Source organism: Vulcanisaeta moutnovskia 768-28 (assembly GCF_000190315.1).
GTDB lineage: Archaea > Thermoproteota > Thermoprotei > Thermoproteales > Thermocladiaceae > Vulcanisaeta > Vulcanisaeta moutnovskia.
Genome location: NC_015151.1, coordinates 1 through 19,012 on the forward strand (window position 1 = coordinate 1; position 19,012 = coordinate 19,012).

Below are 19,012 nucleotides of genomic sequence, written 5' to 3' on the forward strand. Positions count from 1 at the left end.
GCCGCTCTACCTGGCTGAGCTACGGGCCCTCATCTACGACTATTTTTCTCTGATTTAAAAGCATTTTTCTAAGGTCTTCGTAGTATTGCATATTTTTAATGCTGTGCTTAAATGATTAAACTGAGAATTATAGCTTGATGAGACCCGTCTTAATACTCATATTGATTGGTATTGCGGCCTTATCCATGAACTCATACGCGCAGGATTGGTATGTCGCTATAAATTCGAGTCAAGTCTCGGTTGTTGTTTCGCCGACGAACTCAACCTACATCCTCAATGTGATTGGTGAGGCAAGGTGTTGCGTGTATGTCGAGGTTTATGAATTAACCTATCAACCTCTTATTAATGAGCTGGCAAGCTTGGCTCAGAGGGGTGTTGAGGTTTACGTGGTTTTGTCAGGCAATGTATATGGCAGGATACCCGAGGAGGAATACTCAGCCGTTAATGAGTTAATTAATTCTGGTGCCCACGTTTCGTTTAATTACGGCTATGACTATGTACATAGTAAGGTCTTCGTTGTTGATAATGATACCGTGATAATAGGCTCAATAAACCCAACATACTACGGCTTTGAGAGGGACCTGGGTATTGACCTCGTGATTGGGAACTCAAGCATGGCCCAGGTCTTTGCAGGAATAATACTCACTGACTACCATAATGAATCAACCACGCAGATAAACTACCCAGGCATTGTGGTATCACCCATAAACTCAGGGGAATACCTAAAGGACCTACTCAGCCAGCCGGGAACTCTCTACATGGCTATGGAGGAGCTCTACCCATCCTCAGGCATGTACAGCCTAATCCTGACACACAGTGATAGGCTTGTACTCGTTGGACAGCACACTGAGAACGAGGAAGCAGTCAATGAGTTGGGCGCGGTGATGGTTAGTGACTTAACGGCAAAGGCAATAGTCGTTGGCAACTACGTGTACGTGGGCAGTGTAAACCTCGATTATAACTCATTAAATAGCAATAGGGAACTCGGAATAATAATCGAGAATCCACAGATAGCCCAGGAAATAATCACAATAATACAGCAATGGTATAACGAAAACAATACGCAAAACCAACAATCAACGCCACAAACAAACTACACAACATCAACACAAACCCTACTCCTACTAATACTAATCATACTAATTATATACATGCTAAGATACACATTAAGACCAAGAAGACGAAGAAAAATACCAAGGCTATAACCCCGAACAAAACGACCATAGAAAAACACTTTTAAACCGGAGAATGTGAAGACCATACAGCGGGGGTAGCTTAGCCCGGCTAGAGCGCCCTGGGGCGAAAGCCCCGCGTATGGCTCATAACCGGGAGGTCCCGGGTTCAAATCCCGGCCCCCGCACCAGTTTGATTAATAACTTGCTTGTTTGTTGGTTGTAATGTAGTATTTTACCTACCTTCTTCTTAGTTACTGTTCCTAAAGGGAGTTTCTTGTTGGTGACTTTGATATTGAATTTGAGGTTGAATTGTAATGCTTGGGACCTTATATCAACACTATGTTGCCTTTGTTATTGTCTGTATTATTTCCTTTGTTTGTTCTATACTTTTCTGTATTCCCTGCCATGTTTCGAGCGGGACTCTTATTTTTTCATCCTTCCACTTATTGAGTACTTCATCTACGTACTTTTCAGCCCTCCTTAGGCAGTCTGGGCATAGGTAGTACTTGCCGAGTGGTATTACGTCGACTATCTCCCTATTCCTGTGGTTATTCATGTGGCACTCGAGCTCTATCCTCCTAACGCCATCCTCAAGCTCCTTGATAATATTCAACTCACTTAATTTTGAATGCACGGTCTCAACGAAGTCACTAATGTACCTTAACTCTGAGTAGTCCTCGGGTATGAATACGTTGGCTATATTAGCGATGCTCCTGACATCATCCTCAATAAACCAATCAACTACACTGAGCAGAAATGCCGCATTCATCATGCTATCTAACCTATTTATTAATTCCTCATTAATCCTAACTCTAGCTGCGGTGCTACCATCAGGGTTTAAAAACTCAATGTAGGGTTCCTTACCAGTCATAATCCTATAATCGCCCCAATCACTACTCTTACCACTCAATGACTCCTCGATACTTGACCACCAAACCCTATACTCACGCTGACCAACCCTAAACGAGATAACAAAGCCGTCAGTAAACATTGGTCTAGCCAGAATATCAACATTACCAACAATGTAATCCCTGGGAACTTTAATGGAAAGCCTATTCCTAAGTGAATCCCTAAGAATCCTTAACTCCTTAATAATCCCAACAACATCCCCAAGACTAACCTCGGTATAACTCATACGGTGATAAAGTGCTGAGGATATATTTAAATCTTCTTAGTATGCTCTAGATAAAAACTTTGTAGATCTCAATATAATAATGCATTAGTTCCCTTATAGAATGTAAAATGATATAGCAATAATTAGCTAGGATTCCTTGCCTAATGAGTGGAGAAAAAGGAAAAGTTTGATTAGGTTTTAGCCCACGATAGTGGGCCTGCCTAACTTTTTGCTATTGATTCTACTTTTTGCCTTTATTTAAAGATTTCTCTTGTGTTTTATCTGGAATAGCCCTATCCTTGGTCAGGGTGTATTATTTGCTAAATGTCAATTGAGTTCATTGAATCGACATTGTTAAATAGGTTTAGTCTTGATAAGCGCTGTGGACATAAAGGGATGCATTGAGAACGGACTTAGATGTTCGAGATATTTGGGACTTTTTGATTGTTTAATTGTTCATTTTTGGTTTCATGAGTTTGAGTTGACTGTTGAGTTCATTGTGGATAATAATGGATCACTCACTTCGTTAATAGTGGAGGGGCCGATATTTTATGGACCTGGTGATTATGCCCAGGTAAGGATTGAGGTTTATACTAGGTATTCACCATTATATGGCGATGCCGTGAGTGAACATACTAACTCTATACTTATTCGTGTAATGTGTAGCGGTAATAGGAGGGAAATGCTTATGCATTATGGTAATGAGGATTTCGTAAATAATCCATGCAAATACGCCGGTGAAGTAAAGAGAGCAGCAGATAAGCCTGGTGATGATATAACTCTAAGGTTAATTACTGAGATAATGAACAGGATGGGTATAATGAATTTCCTGGAACAATTAAATGAAATACTAACATGTCAGTAATTATATCATCATTGTGACCCCTAGAACGTATTATCCTGTTACCTCTTCCACAGCTTTCCTAATTCTCTCCACTCCCTCCTTAATTAATTTCTCATCCAACGCGAAGCTAAGCCTTACGTATTCCCTACCCATACTAGTCTCTGAGAATGCTGTTCCTGGCAGAACAACTACGCCGTAATTCTCTAATAACCAATCAGCGAATTTCTCAACATCCATGCCCAACTTATCAAGTATTTTCTTGATCCTTGGATACATATAGAAGGCACCAGTGCTTCTCCAAACCTCTATACCTGGTATCTTCCTTAACTCCTCATACATAACGTCCCTTCTCCTCCGGAATAACTCGACCATTGCTCCAGAACTCCTCCAGGATGCTTCATCCCTTAGAGCTTCAACACCAGCCTTCTGGGCAATGCTCGGTGGGCAACTATATGTGTTTGCTGCTAACTTCTTTATCGGATCAATAACCTCCTTACTAGCCACTAGATAACCTAGTCTCCAGCCAGTCATTGAGAATGTCTTACTAAAGCCATTTGTGTAAAGTACGTAACTTCTCCAATCAGGTTCAAGCTCTAAGATCCCCTTAAACATGCTTTGACCATAGACAAAGTTGTCGTATATCTCATCGACAATAACCAGTAATTTATAGTCCTTGGCGATCTCAAGGAGTTTCGAAATCTCCTCAGGCCTGAATATGGCACCTGTTGGATTATGCGGGTTATTTATCACAATGGCCTTAGTCCTTGGAGTTACTGAATTCTCTATGGTCTCCAGGTCAAGCCTAAACCCACTCTCTGGGTCAAATTTCATGGCGACATAAATAGGCTTACCACCGAAGAACTTAGTGAGTTCTGGATAGGCTGGGTATGTTGGGTCTGGTATTATTACCTCATCGCCCGGTCTTATATAAGCCGCTATAGCCAGGAAAATAGCTGTCTTAGTTCCGGTGGTTACAACAATCTCATCGGGCCTGACAACTGCGTGGTACCTATAGTTAAGGTAGTCTGCGATGGCTTCCCTAAGCTCCCTAATTCCCTCAGTCTCTGTATACCCAGTGAACCTTTCATCAAGAGCCTTTTTAGCCGCGTTTACTATATTATCAAATGTTGGTAAGTCAGGTTGGCCAATACCAAACGATATAACCTTGACACCCTTCCTCTCAGCCACTTCATGCGCCTTGGCTAAATACGTGAAGGCCTTCTCACCCTGTAATTCCCTAACTATATCCTTTAAGTAATCATTTACTGGATTCATCAGTATACGTTGTAATCACTTCTTAATAACTATTTTTCAACAAATAATCTACATCGCACTAATTATCACTATATAATTTGTGGATTTTAAAGGATAATACTAAGAATAAGTTCGATACTGTTCAATCACTCTAAAGGCTTTAATGACATGTCGTCCTCATAGGAAATCACACAGATAAACTCAGCCTCATCATTACCAATATTCTCAATTGCATGAGGTTCATAGGGTCTTGTAAAGAGGAAATCGCCAGGGCCTAATTCATAAATCCCTTCATTAGTTTTAACCCTAAGCCTACCCCTCAGTATAACGACGGCCTCAGTATACTTATGATTATGCAGGGGCATGATCCCATTAGCTTTAACTATGAACCTCCTAACTGCGTATTTAGATCCATGCTCCTTAGTTATTAACCACTGCACATAGAAGCCCCTTGTACCCTTAAGCAGTTTTGAGGCGTCCTCAAGAGGTACGTTATTCATATTACCAACAATCACAGATAAGATTTAGCAATAAAGTAATTAAGTAGTACTGTCACATTGGCACTCTCCGTATAAATGCATAGTATTTACTGTATTCTTGAACATTGTTTGTATACATATATCCATCGGAATTTTCGTTTGAGACGCTCCTCCTTATATTGTTCCTGTTAAACTTTATTCTAATCATACGAATATCGTATATTGGAGTTCTTTAAAAACCTTTCTACGAAAATAACACGTGCTCATTTATTCCCGTTTTATAAATTTAAACCTCTCGTAAATTAGTACTATTTTATTACCCTCTATGAGGAATTCAGCAGGTACTTTGGCACCATTTATTAATGCATAAAACCTGGCGTAATCCTTCCTTACCTCATCAGGCACCAATATTGTAGTCTCTTCTGTATACTTTGTTGAACTTCTCATTACTAGGTAATCTCCCTGTCTTTGTGTTGAGATTCTCACAGTACTTCCATAAGTTTCATAAACACCCTCAATCTTTTTAGTGATACTTTCTACCATGAATGGCCTTAATTCACTTGGGTCATGACCGAGTAACTTACTTAGTACATGGATGCCGATCATTGATAGAGAATAGCCCTGGGCATTAGCCATTATGATAATCCCAATTCTATCGTTTGGTAAGTATGCTATATCCGCAGTATAGACACCAACATCACCGCTATGCTCAACAAACTTTCTTCCATGGAAATTCTGGCTTATTATTAATCCGTAGCCATACTTCTCGTCACCAATTATTTTCCAGGGCACATCAATGTAGCCACTCTCGGCTGTTTCAATTGATTTCTTACTCAATATCCTAACACCATTGAGCTCACCCCTATTTATGAACATCGACACGTACCTAGCCATATCAATAACATTACTCAGTAATCCACCATCAGCCGTTATACCAAACGGGAACCTACTTGGTATGTGTCTACCCTCCTTATCGATTATGTATGGGATTGCAACCTCGGGATCCTTGAGAACCTCCTCAGCCGTGAAGTACGTCCTAGTCATACCCAGTGGCTTTAATATCTTCTCCTTAACGAAGTCCTCGTAAGGCAAACCGCTAACTCTCTTGATTATTAGGCCTAAAATTACATAACCCTCATTAAGGTAGAAGAACCTCTCGCCAGGCTTCGCAACAGCCCAATCAGCCGCATTCCTCATGAATGCCAGTACATCCTCGGGTGTAGCCAGTGGCAACCAATTACTGTCAAGGCCAAGCGCACCATTTATGTAGGCCTCGGCATAGCCAAGTGCGGGTAATCCGCTGCTGTGGGTTAGTAGGTGGTGTATTTTGACTATGCCCATTGGGTTCAACTTAATTGGCACGTACTTATCAACAGGATCCTCGAGGCTTAACTTACCCTCCTCAACAAGCTTGAGTATTGCCAGTGCTGTGAAGGATTTCGTTATCGAACCGATACCGTAAATTGTTCGTGGAGTTGCAGGTAAGCCTTTCTCAATATCCCTAAAGCCAAAGCCCCTTGCATATATTAACTCATCATCCTTAATAATGCCAATGCTCAGACTTGGCAACCTCGACTCCCTAATTTTACCAAGTATAAACTCCTCAATCTCCCCGAAATCCATTAATAAGTCAGTAATCCCGAACTTAATTAACTCTATTGTGGTATTAACTCTCTGATATCACACATGATTTCCCTTATAATTCCGTATTTATAGTCATTACCTGTCTTAACAATGCCTATTGATTCCAGGTACTTAACGAGAGCTGCCGTCTCTGTTAATGCCATGTACTTATTCATTGGGTCGAGATCCACGTACTTCTTATCATCCATCCACTTGAGCATATTCGTTATCTCGAATATTGTTAATTCATTATTCCTCAATGTATTTACCACCTCGCAAAGCCTTGAGACTCTATGCATGATAAGTTCATTTATTCTATCATTAACGTTGCATATTTCACCCTCATGCCCTGGATATAGACACTTAAGATCCACTTTTCTAATCCTAATTAATGAGTTCAGGTAATCACGAAGTGGATTTCCTGGGTTTATTGGGGTTAAGCCTACATGAGTCGTTATTGTTGGCAATATTAAGTCACCCGTAAATGCGAGCTTATATTCATCAAGTATTATTGATATGTGACCAGGTGAATGCCCCGGCGTTAGTAGTACATGCATCCTCTCAATATATTCCTCCTCATTGTTAATGAGAACATCTGGATTTAATGCACTTAATCTCCTTCTACTTGACAGGCCACTAGTTACATTTCTGTAGAGCTCCATTTCGGCATTGGGAACTCCGTATTGCCCTAATAGCTCCAGGAATTCCTTGATGAATAAATCCCTATCAAGCATCTTCAGAACTTGCTCATAATCCCTCCTATGCATGACTATGCTCAGGCTAAGCCTGTTGCGTAGTTCATTGGCTAAACCAGTATGGTCAATATGCATGTGCGTAATAAATAACGTGCTTAACCTGCAATTTGATATTTTGCTTAGCTCGTTAATCAGTGGGTTAAGAAGTTCGGCGTTAGGGTATCCAGCATCAATCATTACGCATTCATTATCTCTCTTCACTATATATGAGAATACGTAGCCGGGTTCCATGGGCATGAATATCCTTAATTGATAAATAAGACCACTAACCTTCTCGCTAAGCTCTATCACTGCCCTATGAAGGATTAATTGATTTTAAGTTATTCGCCGACAGTAAACATAACCGTAATCCTCATGAGCACGCCCAGTGAAGATACACTTGAAATCCTTACTTAATACATTAAGCAATTCCTTAACGGGTATACCCGTAATCCACCTGCGATACTCAAAGATCAACTCCCTGAATAACCTAACGTGTTCATAATCATTGAGTATGACGCCATACTCACAACCCTCACAATTCATCTTTAGAACATCAGTATGCACCCTAGTCTCATTAATAACCTCACCCAGTGCAATCAATCTGGCCCTGACCCCATTAATGCATATACCATCATTAGTTACAGGCCCGAAGTACGTAGCCATTATACTTCCTAGGTCCAGATCCATGGAAGCGCAGGTGGTTCCAGAGAGACTGCTAAGTGCTGCGTTGATGGGTATTACCTCATTGGTTAATCCATTCAATTCTACATTTCTAATAAGCTCCCTGAAAGCATTAGGATGTGGCTCAATAGCCACAACCCTGCCTGCACCTCTCATTATGAAGTAAATCGTTGTATCACCAATGAATGCTCCGACATCAATTACATCCTTGTCCCTAAAATCAACCACTCCATACCTATCATCATACATCGAGAGGTAATCGGTGAAATAACTCATTACCACCTTAATCACGCAATAAGAGATAATTTGGCATTTTCTGCCCAGTCCACTTTAATTAATTCGTAATAAATCGCCGCAGATTTTTGCCATATAATACTTACTTCTCCCATTTTCTCTTCTCTGTCTAATGACATCGATAATAGAAAGGCTCGGTATAGAGCACATACCAAGCTCAATGAGACATGGCAGGATCATGTACCAATTCACGCTATGGTTTGCGAGCAACCTAACCGTGGCTGACTACGCCCTTGGGCCAATACTATACATGCTTGGCCTACCAATACCCTGGCTAGTACTTGCCCTAGTGCTCGGTAACGTGCTTGGCAGCCTATTGGTTGGGCTATTGGCAGCCATGGGACCAACCTATGGCTATCCGCAGATAATGATTTCAAGGGCTGCCTATGGCAGGATCGGTAACCTACCCTTTGCGGTTGCGAATTGGATTAGTACGCTTGGTTGGTTCTCCGTGAATGCAATAATTGGTGGTTACATAATAAATTACATAGACCCAGCAATACCACTCTATGTGGCGATCCTCATAACTGTGCTAACCCAATTCATAATTGCGCTCTTTGGCTACGATATAATACACAGGTCCGAGTACATACTATCTATAATACTAGGCATAATGTTTGCAGTCTCCCTAGCACTAGCACTATCAAAGCCGTACCTATTAAGCACATACGTTAGAAGCACGTCGTTTAACCCATTTGACTTCGCAATAGCACTAGCGACGGTCTTCAGCTACATAATGTCGTGGGGTCCATACGCCAGTGATTATTCACGTTACCTTCCTGAAAACACCAGCAGGCTAAAGATAATAGCCTACGCGGCCTTGGGTGGTATATTGGCCAGCCTATGGAGTGAGGTCGTGGGCTTCGCCGTCAGTGCAGCGACTGGGAATACGAGTGGACTACCAACTGTGCTTGTTCAGTTCATGGGTAATTACGGGATTGTCTACGCCATAATAGCCGTTATAGCCTTATTCCTAGGCGCGCTGGCCGCTAACGTCCTTAATATATACACAAACTCCCTATCCGCCCTGGCGATATACAATAGGGCAAGGAGGTGGCAGGCCCTGATCGCTGGTGCAATAGTTGGCACGATAATGGCGGTACTCGGTGGGTTAAACTTCGTTGGTTACTACGAGGGCTTCCTACTATTCCTGGACTACTGGATAACGCCCTGGATAGGCATATTACTGGTCATGTTCTACGTAAATAAAATCAGGGATTGGAGGCTCGTGGAGAATGGGCCAAAGGCCATATGGAAGGCACTACTAGCCTACATAATTGGCCTATTAATCTCGGTACCATTCATGAACCTAAACGCCGTAACGGGAGGCTTAATACCCTTCACAGGCCCAGTAGCCAACGCCCTAGGCGGCGCCGACATAAGCTACTTCATATCATTCATTGCGACATCAATAATTTATTTATTATTTATGTCAGGAAAACAATAACATGAGATAAGCACTAAGGACTATTATTGAAATTATTACATCGTAAAAGTTACCCATTATTTAACAGTATGGGCATATCGTTATTTTTATTTTCCTTATCCTGGGATTTATGGCGTATGAAACCACTATTGTAAGCGCTATGGATGCCACTAGTATGGTGAGATACCAAATACTTACTATTGAGTAGTAGAAGGTTATTGCGAGTATCGCCATGCCAATGGCTATGGCTATCCTACCACTCCATCTAGTAAGCTTCAGGGCTCCTGCAGCTACGAGTATTAGGCTTAGTACGTAGTACAGGGAGTCGATGGCGTAGGCGTCCTCCATGGCATTATAGGTTAGTTCTAAGGGCTTAATATAACCACTAATGTAGGCTGCCATGTAGGCGAGTACTATGGTTAGTACTGCCACGACTGTGCTTAAGTAGAGTGCCTTGTGTGGGCTCTTGTACCTTGGATGTGTCTCAGCGAGCCATGTGGGTAGTAATCCGTCTCTCGCCATCCCATAGAGCATCCTAGCAGTTGCATTCAGTGTGGCTAGGTAGCACCCAAATACACTGATCATTACACTTATTGCGAACAATAATAGGCCAGCTGTACCTAGGTAGTGTCTTATTAGGGTATAGACTGGGTTAGGTCCCATGCCCTCGGCTAGACTTACGAAGTTATTAATGGCGTTTTGCGTATAGCCTATGTTGAGTAGTATTGCGTAGGTGACTAGTATGTAGAGTATTCCCATGAATACCGTAGCCCATAGCGTGCTCGTAGGAACACTCTTCCTTGGATCCCTAACCTCCTCAGAAATTTGTGTACTCACCTCAAATCCCATGAAGTACGTTATTGCAAAGATTAAGCCGCCAGATAATGCCGTTAATATACCGGAGGGTGTCACTGCAAATGTACCTTGAACAGTAAATGGGAATAAGGATATCCTGCTTGTATTTGCTATAAATGAGAGTATTACGAATATCAATAAAACAGCTATTTCTATACTTGTTAGTGTCATTTCAGTCCTAACACTAGGCCTTACTCCAAGCACTGCAGGTATTAAGGCAAGTACAATGGGTATTGGTAGTAGGATTAGTGGGTTTATTACGTGGCCCGTTACTGCGTATATGCCCTCCGTACCGAGGTAGGCGAAGGCTATGGCCACTGAACCAACACCAACAATGCTATAGAACACTGCGTAGACTATGCCGTTTACGAAACCTGTCCTGGCATTTATTGTGTTTGTTACATAGGCGTAGAAACTGGCTGCGTGTGGGTATTTGCGGGCTAGTACGAATATTGAGTAGACGACGGCCAGCACACCCAATAACGTGAGTAGCATAGCCAATGGTGCCGCGGCATACGCACTACCCATTATTAGGGCTGCACCACCAGCTATACTATAGGCTGGCGCCTGACCGGCCAGTGAATTATATAGTGAGCCAAGGAAACCTGTGGCATTCCTCATCAACTCACTACTTCCCTGTCTTGCCATAAATAAACACGTCAGTACAATGTTCTTTTTATATTTAGTTAAATGTTTAATAACGTTGATTAACATGAAAAACAAAATAGTCAAAATAGTTAAGTTGATGCTATAAGGAATATCGCAATAAGCATGGCTTATGACGAGTTAATCAATTTAATTAGGTGTAATGAGGAGTATGAGATATAGAACCATCCTTAAAATCCTCAGTGAGGAACCATAGATCCAATCTACCTCGCCACACGAATACTTTAAGGGAATGACATAAATAGGACGGAACTTAATCCATGTATTGAGAGATGAGGATTAAGGACATGTACGTAATAGGAGTCGCATCAGCCTCCTTCTTCATGAGCTACTTCTCCAGACTTGCCTGGAGTATCGTCTCGTCATATTCAACATTAAAGCCCACAATCATTGAGGATAGCATAGTCTTCTCACTATTCTTCATAGGCTACGTGACCGTCCAGATACCCGCCGGCATTATCTCAGATAGGATAAACCCAAAGTACGTCATTATAACATCATTAATCGGCCTAGCGGTATCATCCTTCGTGTCCGGTATTGCCAATGCCATGTGGGTTGAGTACGTGGCTAGTCTCCTTATGGGATTGAATGCTGGGTGGATTTACCCAGCAACTGTGAAGTTACTGACCATCAACTTCAGCGGTCCAGAATTGCCAATAGCCATGGGTTACTATAGTATTGCCTGGCCGTTGTCAATCGTGCTCGCCGGTGTTATCCTACCTGAAACCTGCATAGTCCTTGGTTGGAGGTGGAGTTACTACATTGTTGCCCTCGTCTCGATAATCATAGCCTTACTTTACATGCCCATTAATATTAAGGGCTATGGCGGTAATGCACGTAATGTATTAAACCTTAAGTTATTAAGGAATAGCAATGTCATTATTATTAGTCTTTCTGGTTTTCTATTCTTCATATCATACTGGACAATAACGCTATACGCCTACAAATACTTCCTATCGATAGGGCTTAACGACTACGTTGCTGGCTTCACCTACTCACTTCTTGCGTTATTGGGCATTCCATCAACATTAATCGCTGGTTACATAATTAGGGACTTGGGTGTTAGGAACACACTATCATTATTTGAGACATTATATGGTGTATTAACAATACTTCTTGCCGTGATCACGAGGGAGTTGCCATTAATGGTGTTGGCAGCCTTCATGGGCTTTATCAGGTTTGTAATAACACCGGCGAACTCAACCGCCGTGTCTAAGATTGGTGGTGAGATGGCCGGTAGTGTGACTGGCATTGCGAACCTCTTCTGGCAGTTGAGCGGCACCGTTGCGCCAGCAGTGGCATCGTTTATATTGACTAGGCTTAATTACCAATTCCTGTGGGTAATTATGGGCATTATGATAATAATATCGGCGTTAATTTATCAACTAACATTAAAGGTTAAGTAAATATGTTAAGTAATTAAGGCGATAATAAGCAATAAATACATATTAATCTAATTAAAAATACTATGATGCAATTAATTGCTGCGAAAAGGCGCTTGATTATTGGTGACGCATTGGGACTTATATTAATTATTGTATTTATGACCTCCTTATCAATCGCCACATTAAGCGCTGCCGAAACCAATTACGTAATTAAAATACCATCAATGAGCGTATTTAATGTCACCAATTTATCAAGTAATACATCATTTTCGTACACGTACATCAACACGACAGGCGGCATAGCATACTTACCACCAATTGAGTATTACTACTATAATTTCAGTGCAACGGCTGGATCATACATAGACTACAGTGTTTGGAGTACATCACCAATAATGCTGTACATACTCACTAACCAGCAACTCATGAAGTACACTAATGGAAGCAGCATTGAACATTTATACTCGGTGACCGGTAGTAACGTAACTGGTTATTACCATGTTAATAAAACAGGAACTTATTACGTGGTCATAATTAATAATGGAACAAAACCCACACTAGTCGTCTATGCTATATCACTAACGAGGAAGCCAATACTCAATCAATGGGGATTCCCAATAGGTATCGCTGATTATGGTATTGCCATTATTAATGGCACATACTTTGCGTATGAGTATGAAACCAATGAATTCATTGGTAAGGCGAGTATTTACAATGTATTTACCCAGGAACCAAGTTCATGTCCAACGGGCTACGTCGAACTCGGCAATAATTGGTTCAGTATTCAACTGAATACTGTTCTTGTAGTAAATACACTCAGTGGCTACACTCAATACTACTGGCTCCAGAATATATTGCTTTTTGATTCATTGAACTACACGACCCAGGTGGGTGATAATGTGTGGAATAGTACATCAATTAACGCCTCACTAAGTAGTAACCTAATTAGTGGCAATGGAGTAGTTAGTCCCGTAAATACCACGGTAAGTAATGTAACGGCCTATGCATACTACATAGAACTAACACAGCAGGCGAATCTGCCATTCACGATATATTTAATAACGAGGACTGGATTAACGAGTAATGACTACCCATGGATCGCCTTTGGCTACTCATACAATGGCAGGTCAATTACCTGGTTTGACAATGTTACAATAAGGGTGAAGTCCTCATCAACGTACATGGAAGTATCACCAATAAGTAATGGTGGTGGATTAATGAATGATGCAGAGCTAGTAATTGTAGGCCCGTGGAACAGCGAGTGCACAGCGGCTAGGTCACTAAATATTACATTGTCCCTATACTTCACGTGGCCCTACCCAAGCGATTATTACTTATCGCCGGTACCCTCAATGTGGGATTTCGGCACGGACACCGCCGAGATAATATATGATGCCCACGTGTCACCGCTTAATTATGGATCCGTCTACGTTATTCAAGGCCCTGAGAAGTTGTACTTCCTTAACACGTACTTCATACCATTAATAATTAATAATCCCGTGAATGAGACAAGGACATTGGATGTATATACCGTGAACTCGACGACTACGTTAAACGAACCATCAATAATCACCGTAGTACCTAACGAGACTAGGTACATATTCATGAATTACGTAATCAATAACTCATACATAGTCACTACGAATGCATTGAACTTAACACTCCAGGGACCAACAAGCATTTATGTTAATTACACATTACAGTACATGCTCACGATTAACGACCCGAGTGGACTACTTAACGGAGAAAGTGGGTGGCATAATTATGGCTCTGTCGTGACGCTCAATGAACCAGAAATATACTACCTCGATAATGGAACACGGCTAGTATTCAATGCTTACTACATATACCTCACAGGAACCAGTCTCTACCATATGGTGATGAACAACGTCACCAATTTACTAGTTAATGGGCCATATACAGTCATTGTTAATTGGACGAAGCAGTATCAGGTTAATGTGAATAGTCCCGTGCCTGTGATAGTCTCCTTATCGGGATTGCAAAATATAAGCGGTTATTCGGTAGTTACGTGGGTTAATAGGAGCTCTACATTAATTATTCTCGTACCTAAGTACTACGTGTTAGGTAATGGTACATGCTTAGTTTATCTAGGCAACAATGAGAGCATTGTTGTTTATTTACCGTTTAATATATCCCTAGGTAACTTTGTACGTCAGTACCTCGTTACAATATATAGTAAATACCCCGTTAGTGTTAACGGCACTTACACAACAAATATAACCAAGTGGTTCTATAGCGGTGAGACGCTCATGATTAGGCCTGGCACGGTATTTAGCGATGGAGTATTTCTAAGCGAGCTCGGGCTCGTAATCACAGTCAATAAACCAACGAACATAACCGTGACTTGGCACATTAATTATTTCCTCACAGTAATTATGTATACGGTAATAATAACCGCAATTAGTGTAATAGTAATACTTATCATTAGGAGAAGACGCAGTGAGCATAAAACATTTTAAGGAAATAACCCTTATAGGGCTTATGGAATATTTCGAGAAGCCCTTTTGTCTGAGTTGAAGGGGTTGCTATGACTTTCTATTTACAATGCCAGGTGACCTACGTATTTCAATTTACCACTTACTGGGTCAACATCTAAACCCAGCGTTTCAAGCGCCGTGACACCAAGGACCTCCGCATCGCTAGACTCACCAAATACAACCTCAACATCACCCTCATAGTCCTCATACTTAATTGTGATTAAACCAACACTCCTCATAACCATCCTACCATCTATAGTCTTGAATTGCCTGACCCTCCTTGGTTTAATGTCGATTGACACCAAGGTATCCTTATTAATCCAGGTAAAGACACTGCCAGTATCCACTATCAGTTCCACATCTCGACTTACACCAGTCTCCGGATTTTTTATTAGTATTTTAACCTTCGTGATGCCCATTATTCTCTCTAGAAATAATGTATAGACTTAAATGACTTTTTATTAATTCTCAATCAGTCCTTAATCCTAATAAGCCACTTATGAACAGGTTCATTAACATCCCTAACATTATTTGGGTTCGCATAAACGTCTAAGTGCCCATAACCATCAAGTATTATCACATCACTCATTAACCTCTTTACTAAGTCCATGTCAGCCACCTTCATACCAAATAACCCACTTATAATGGCGAGTATTGGTACCTTAACCTCCACGTATTTAGTTCTGAATTGATCCATTGGCTCTATAAATAACCTAACAGGCCAGTACGGGTCCAGCGTCGCCAATACGGCAAATATGGCTTGGGGAGGTGAGGTTGGGTATGAATATGGGTCTGCAAGTCCCTGATTATAGGCTATATTCATTAAATAATCGCCTAAGGTCTTGAAGCCAGGCTCTGGACTTGGTATTGCTGGATTGTATAGTGCCTTAAGCCACACCGTGTTCACCATATTCCCTGGATACTTACCCCCAGTTAGTATTGATGGTACCGCATATAGCTTACTTGCCCTGATATCATCAACACTACGCACAGGCAATGTCTGAATAACAGAGGCCCTTATTGGCGCACCATCTAGTAGTACTATCGCCTTAACATCCTCCGGGTGAATAGTAACGTAATTCATTGACGCAATTCCACCAAAGCTCTCCCCAATCAATATGACCCTATCCCTACCGCTAACCTCCATAACCTTGTTGACAGTCTCCTTAATATCGCCCAGCCACGTCTCCCAGCCCCAGTCAAGCATGAATGAGAGATCCTTAACGTCAGGAAGTACGAAGTGCGTCCTATAATCAATTGTATAGACCAGGTGACCTCGCCTTACTAGGTATATAGGTATCATGGAGTCCGGTATTGCTGGTTCTATCGGTTGTATTCCATGCCATGAAACGTGAATCAACTGCTCCCCATGTGATGCCATACCAGGCAGTATCAGCACTGGGTATGGGTAGGTCACGTCCCTACCCTTAACCTCCCTCAGAGCTATATAATTGAAGCAACCACCGGGTGGGCGCTCCGTAACCCAAACTCTTTCAGTGAGATCAGGGAATTCCTTAATGCTTCCCTCCCAGGTTAGTTTCCAGTCTGGCATACTTAGTAATGCCTTGATTTTTGATTTATTGTTTGTGCTTATATGGAAAATATATTTTATATAGTGCTATAGCATTAATATTATTTTTATCACACATTAATCGTGGAATTAGTAAAATTCCTTAAAGACATTGAGGAGCTGCTTGGGAAAGACAACGTCATTAGTGAAGGCCACGGATTATCGATGTTCAGGAGGGATTGGTGGTCAATACTCATGCTTAGGGAAGCCCTTGGGCATAGCCTTGATTCACCACCAGCCGTTATTAGGCCTGGTAGTATTAATGATGTAATTAATGTTGTTAAACTTGCCAATAAGTATGGCATATGTCTTGTTCCATATGGTGGTGGGTCTAGCGTTGTTGGTGGTGCCTATCACAATGGTTGCGTTGTTATCGATATGAGTAGGTTAAATAAAATCCTAGACTTTAGTGAGGAGGACCTAACAATAACCGTTGAAGCTGGTGCTAAGATGATTGATGTGGAGAAGTGGCTTAATGAGAGAGGTTATACCCTGGATTACCACCCGCAATCGTTTCAATTGCTCACAGTTGGTGGTGCTATTGGGCATGGGAGCACCGGCTCACATAGTGCTAGTAATATTGAGGAGCTGGTCCTATCAATGGACATACTCCTACCAAATGGTGACCTAGTGAGTATTGGTCCTGGCACTTATGTAAGGGTTTCATGGCCCGACATGAGATGCTTATTCATTGGCTCCGAGGGCGCACTGGGCATCGTGATAGGAGCCACATTGAGAATTAAACCGCTGGCTAATTACTATGTTGATAGGGCGTTCGTATTTAACAATATTGTCAGTGCCATTAAATTCGCTAGGGACATGGCCATTAGGCTTCCTGGTCCTTATAGAGTCGTTATTCATGATAAGGATAGTAGTAAGTTAATGATTGGTGAGGATATGTTTGTCGCATTAATCAGGATTAGGAGGCATGATGAGGAGCTTGTTAATGCTGAGGCGAGTATTGTAAGTAAATTGGCAAGGCACCATGGTGGTTCTGAGGTTAGTCAGGACCTGGTCAAGAGATGGAGAATCGTCTTGCTAAAGACTATGAATCGCAATTAATGCAGTTGGTGAATCAAGGCCTTTGGGTTGAAACAATAGATACCGCAACCACCTGGAGTAGGTTGCCAGGTCTTTACGCTGGTATTAAAGGCGAGCTTAAGGAAGTCGATGGTGTGATCTACGTATTACCAAGAATAACCCATATATATCTAAACGGCGCTTCACTCTATAGTGTGGTAGTTCTTAGGCAGGATGAGAATACTTACTGGAGAATTTGGCACAAGACATTTGAAATCACAAGCAAGGTAGGCGCAACCATAACGCATCATCACGGTACTGGACTGCTAAAGAGGGACTATGTTAAATTGGAAATGAACCAGCAATGGGAATTATTAAGGAAGATAAAGGATGTACTTGATGTAAATATGATAATGAATCCAGGGAAAATACTATAATAGAGTGTTTATAATGGGTTACCCTTTACCATGGGTTGCGATTTCATTAACGCCAGTAATACAGCCGCTCCAAGCATTGTGAGTATTACCATTACGATTGCGGTATTGACGCTCCCGTAGTAAATCTGGGTTGGTGTATAGTTTGTAAAAGGCCCTATGTACTTAAATCCATATGGTGATGCTTCTATGTATGCGGCATTTGAGACCATATTCAAGAGTAATTCCGCAATTCCCGTGTTACCAGTTATCATTAATAACACTATGGTCAATACGCCAACATTAAGTATCAAGCCTATGAACAACATGAACATACCCAGTACCATAGCAACTGCCTTTTTACCCTTGGGACCTCCCCTCACATATGTATGTGTCCCCTTCTCCTTTATCCTCCAGGATCGAATCCAAGTTCTCAAATGACGAAACATGTATAGGGAAATAAATAGCAGTATAATACCTGTAACAAATAGTAATATGAAGCTAAGCATTATTGTTTACCCATTATTCTAGCTATGTCATATACGACTGGTGGTTTCCAATAAAGATTACTACGTTCCCTAAGTATTCCAACTAACCATATTATAAGAAACGCTAAACCAACCAAGATTCCAAGGATCCTTATGAGCAATAAAACCGGAGGTATAAAAATAAGTGCGAAGGTCAATATGTCCAGTATCACATCCACAACTATTATCACAAGCCCAAAGGCTATACTCAGGTAGGACCAATGCTTAACATATCCAGAGTTCGGTCTCATTATAATGCCAATTATCCCACCAACAAGCGGTATGATCCAGGCTATTAAGCCCCATGTGCGTTCATCCTCACTTATCTGAGACATACAGGTTCCAAGGAACAAAATATTTATAAATTTTTCTATCTCTCGTATTTTATAATTATTTTTAACAATAAGATATACTATAACGTATTAATAATACTAATTTCACATTGTTTTGT

Annotated in this window: 18 protein-coding genes and 1 tRNA gene; 8 read left to right on the forward strand and 11 right to left on the reverse strand. The window is 41.3% G+C overall.

Features of this window, described 5'->3' with window-relative positions:
- The first annotated feature begins 137 nt into the window (after window positions 1-137).
- On the forward strand, window positions 138-1,205 hold the full coding sequence (locus VMUT_RS00005; protein WP_013603383.1) for a phospholipase D-like domain-containing protein: 1,068 nt from the start codon (window positions 138-140) through the stop codon (window positions 1,203-1,205).
- A gap of 59 nt (window positions 1,206-1,264) precedes the next feature.
- Window positions 1,265-1,363 (forward strand) — tRNA-Met (locus VMUT_RS00010).
- A 149-nt stretch (window positions 1,364-1,512) separates the two neighbouring features.
- Here VMUT_RS00010 and VMUT_RS00015 read toward each other — a convergent pair.
- The gene (locus VMUT_RS00015; protein WP_013603384.1) at window positions 1,513-2,310 is read right to left on the reverse strand and encodes a hypothetical protein; all 798 of its coding nucleotides are present in this window, start codon (window positions 2,308-2,310) and stop codon (window positions 1,513-1,515) included.
- Window positions 2,311-2,671: 361 nt separating this feature from the next.
- Between VMUT_RS00015 and VMUT_RS00020 the strand changes: the two genes are divergently transcribed.
- The gene (locus VMUT_RS00020; protein WP_148224592.1) at window positions 2,672-3,154 is read left to right on the forward strand and encodes a hypothetical protein; all 483 of its coding nucleotides are present in this window, start codon (window positions 2,672-2,674) and stop codon (window positions 3,152-3,154) included.
- Window positions 3,155-3,184: 30 nt separating this feature from the next.
- Here VMUT_RS00020 and VMUT_RS00025 read toward each other — a convergent pair whose 3' ends face one another.
- The 5 genes from VMUT_RS00025 to VMUT_RS00045 form a co-directional block, all read right to left on the reverse strand.
- Complete coding sequence (locus tag VMUT_RS00025; RefSeq protein WP_013603386.1) at window positions 3,185-4,408, reverse strand: pyridoxal phosphate-dependent aminotransferase; 1,224 nt, start codon at window positions 4,406-4,408, stop codon at window positions 3,185-3,187.
- A 125-nt stretch (window positions 4,409-4,533) separates the two neighbouring features.
- Complete coding sequence (locus tag VMUT_RS00030) at window positions 4,534-4,902, reverse strand: cupin domain-containing protein (RefSeq protein ID WP_013603387.1); 369 nt, start codon at window positions 4,900-4,902, stop codon at window positions 4,534-4,536.
- Window positions 4,903-5,133: 231 nt separating this feature from the next.
- Entirely contained in the window at window positions 5,134-6,489 is a 1,356-nt protein-coding gene (locus tag VMUT_RS00035) for a serine hydrolase domain-containing protein (RefSeq protein ID WP_013603388.1), read from the reverse strand.
- A gap of 32 nt (window positions 6,490-6,521) precedes the next feature.
- Window positions 6,522-7,535 (reverse strand): MBL fold metallo-hydrolase, encoded by a 1,014-nt coding sequence (locus VMUT_RS00040; protein WP_013603389.1) that lies wholly within the window; start codon window positions 7,533-7,535, stop codon window positions 6,522-6,524.
- 24 nt (window positions 7,536-7,559) lie between these two features.
- On the reverse strand, window positions 7,560-8,183 hold the full coding sequence (locus VMUT_RS00045; protein ID WP_048057087.1) for an FkbM family methyltransferase: 624 nt from the start codon (window positions 8,181-8,183) through the stop codon (window positions 7,560-7,562).
- A 130-nt stretch (window positions 8,184-8,313) separates the two neighbouring features.
- On the opposite strand from VMUT_RS00045, the gene VMUT_RS00050 reads away from it, so the two are divergent.
- Complete coding sequence (locus tag VMUT_RS00050) at window positions 8,314-9,648, forward strand: purine-cytosine permease family protein (RefSeq protein ID WP_013603391.1); 1,335 nt, start codon at window positions 8,314-8,316, stop codon at window positions 9,646-9,648.
- A gap of 60 nt (window positions 9,649-9,708) precedes the next feature.
- On the opposite strand, the gene VMUT_RS00055 is transcribed toward VMUT_RS00050, so the two are convergent.
- Entirely contained in the window at window positions 9,709-11,130 is a 1,422-nt protein-coding gene (locus VMUT_RS00055; RefSeq protein ID WP_013603392.1) for an APC family permease, read from the reverse strand.
- Window positions 11,131-11,420: 290 nt separating this feature from the next.
- Here VMUT_RS00055 and VMUT_RS00060 point away from each other — a divergent pair, with 290 nt between their 5' ends.
- A complete protein-coding gene (locus VMUT_RS00060; RefSeq protein WP_013603393.1) occupies window positions 11,421-12,554 on the forward strand; it encodes an MFS transporter in 1,134 nt (377 codons plus the stop codon).
- A gap of 62 nt (window positions 12,555-12,616) precedes the next feature.
- Complete coding sequence (locus VMUT_RS00065; protein WP_237699671.1) at window positions 12,617-15,013, forward strand: thermopsin family protease; 2,397 nt, start codon at window positions 12,617-12,619, stop codon at window positions 15,011-15,013.
- Between the two features lie 80 nt (window positions 15,014-15,093).
- Here the strand turns inward: VMUT_RS00065 and VMUT_RS00070 are convergent, their stop codons facing one another.
- Window positions 15,094-15,450, reverse strand: a complete 357-nt coding sequence (locus VMUT_RS00070) for an aspartyl protease family protein (RefSeq protein WP_013603395.1) — start codon at window positions 15,448-15,450, stop codon at window positions 15,094-15,096.
- A 53-nt stretch (window positions 15,451-15,503) separates the two neighbouring features.
- Window positions 15,504-16,583, reverse strand: a complete 1,080-nt coding sequence (locus VMUT_RS00075; protein WP_013603396.1) for an alpha/beta hydrolase — start codon at window positions 16,581-16,583, stop codon at window positions 15,504-15,506.
- A gap of 102 nt (window positions 16,584-16,685) precedes the next feature.
- Here VMUT_RS00075 and VMUT_RS00080 point away from each other — a divergent pair, with 102 nt between their 5' ends.
- Both VMUT_RS00080 and VMUT_RS12965 read left to right on the forward strand, forming a co-directional pair.
- The gene (locus tag VMUT_RS00080; protein WP_052298487.1) at window positions 16,686-17,663 is read left to right on the forward strand and encodes an FAD-binding oxidoreductase; all 978 of its coding nucleotides are present in this window, start codon (window positions 16,686-16,688) and stop codon (window positions 17,661-17,663) included.
- Window positions 17,624-18,058, forward strand: a complete 435-nt coding sequence (locus VMUT_RS12965) for an FAD-linked oxidase C-terminal domain-containing protein (protein ID WP_202795179.1) — start codon at window positions 17,624-17,626, stop codon at window positions 18,056-18,058. Before VMUT_RS00080 ends, VMUT_RS12965 begins: the two co-directional genes overlap by 40 nt.
- An 8-nt stretch (window positions 18,059-18,066) precedes the next feature.
- Here VMUT_RS12965 and VMUT_RS00085 read toward each other — a convergent pair whose 3' ends face one another.
- Complete coding sequence (locus VMUT_RS00085; protein ID WP_048056762.1) at window positions 18,067-18,543, reverse strand: hypothetical protein; 477 nt, start codon at window positions 18,541-18,543, stop codon at window positions 18,067-18,069.
- On the reverse strand, window positions 18,543-18,896 hold the full coding sequence (locus VMUT_RS00090; RefSeq protein WP_013603397.1) for a hypothetical protein: 354 nt from the start codon (window positions 18,894-18,896) through the stop codon (window positions 18,543-18,545). The genes VMUT_RS00085 and VMUT_RS00090 overlap by 1 nt, the downstream gene beginning before the upstream one ends.
- Window positions 18,897-19,012 lie beyond the last annotated feature (116 nt).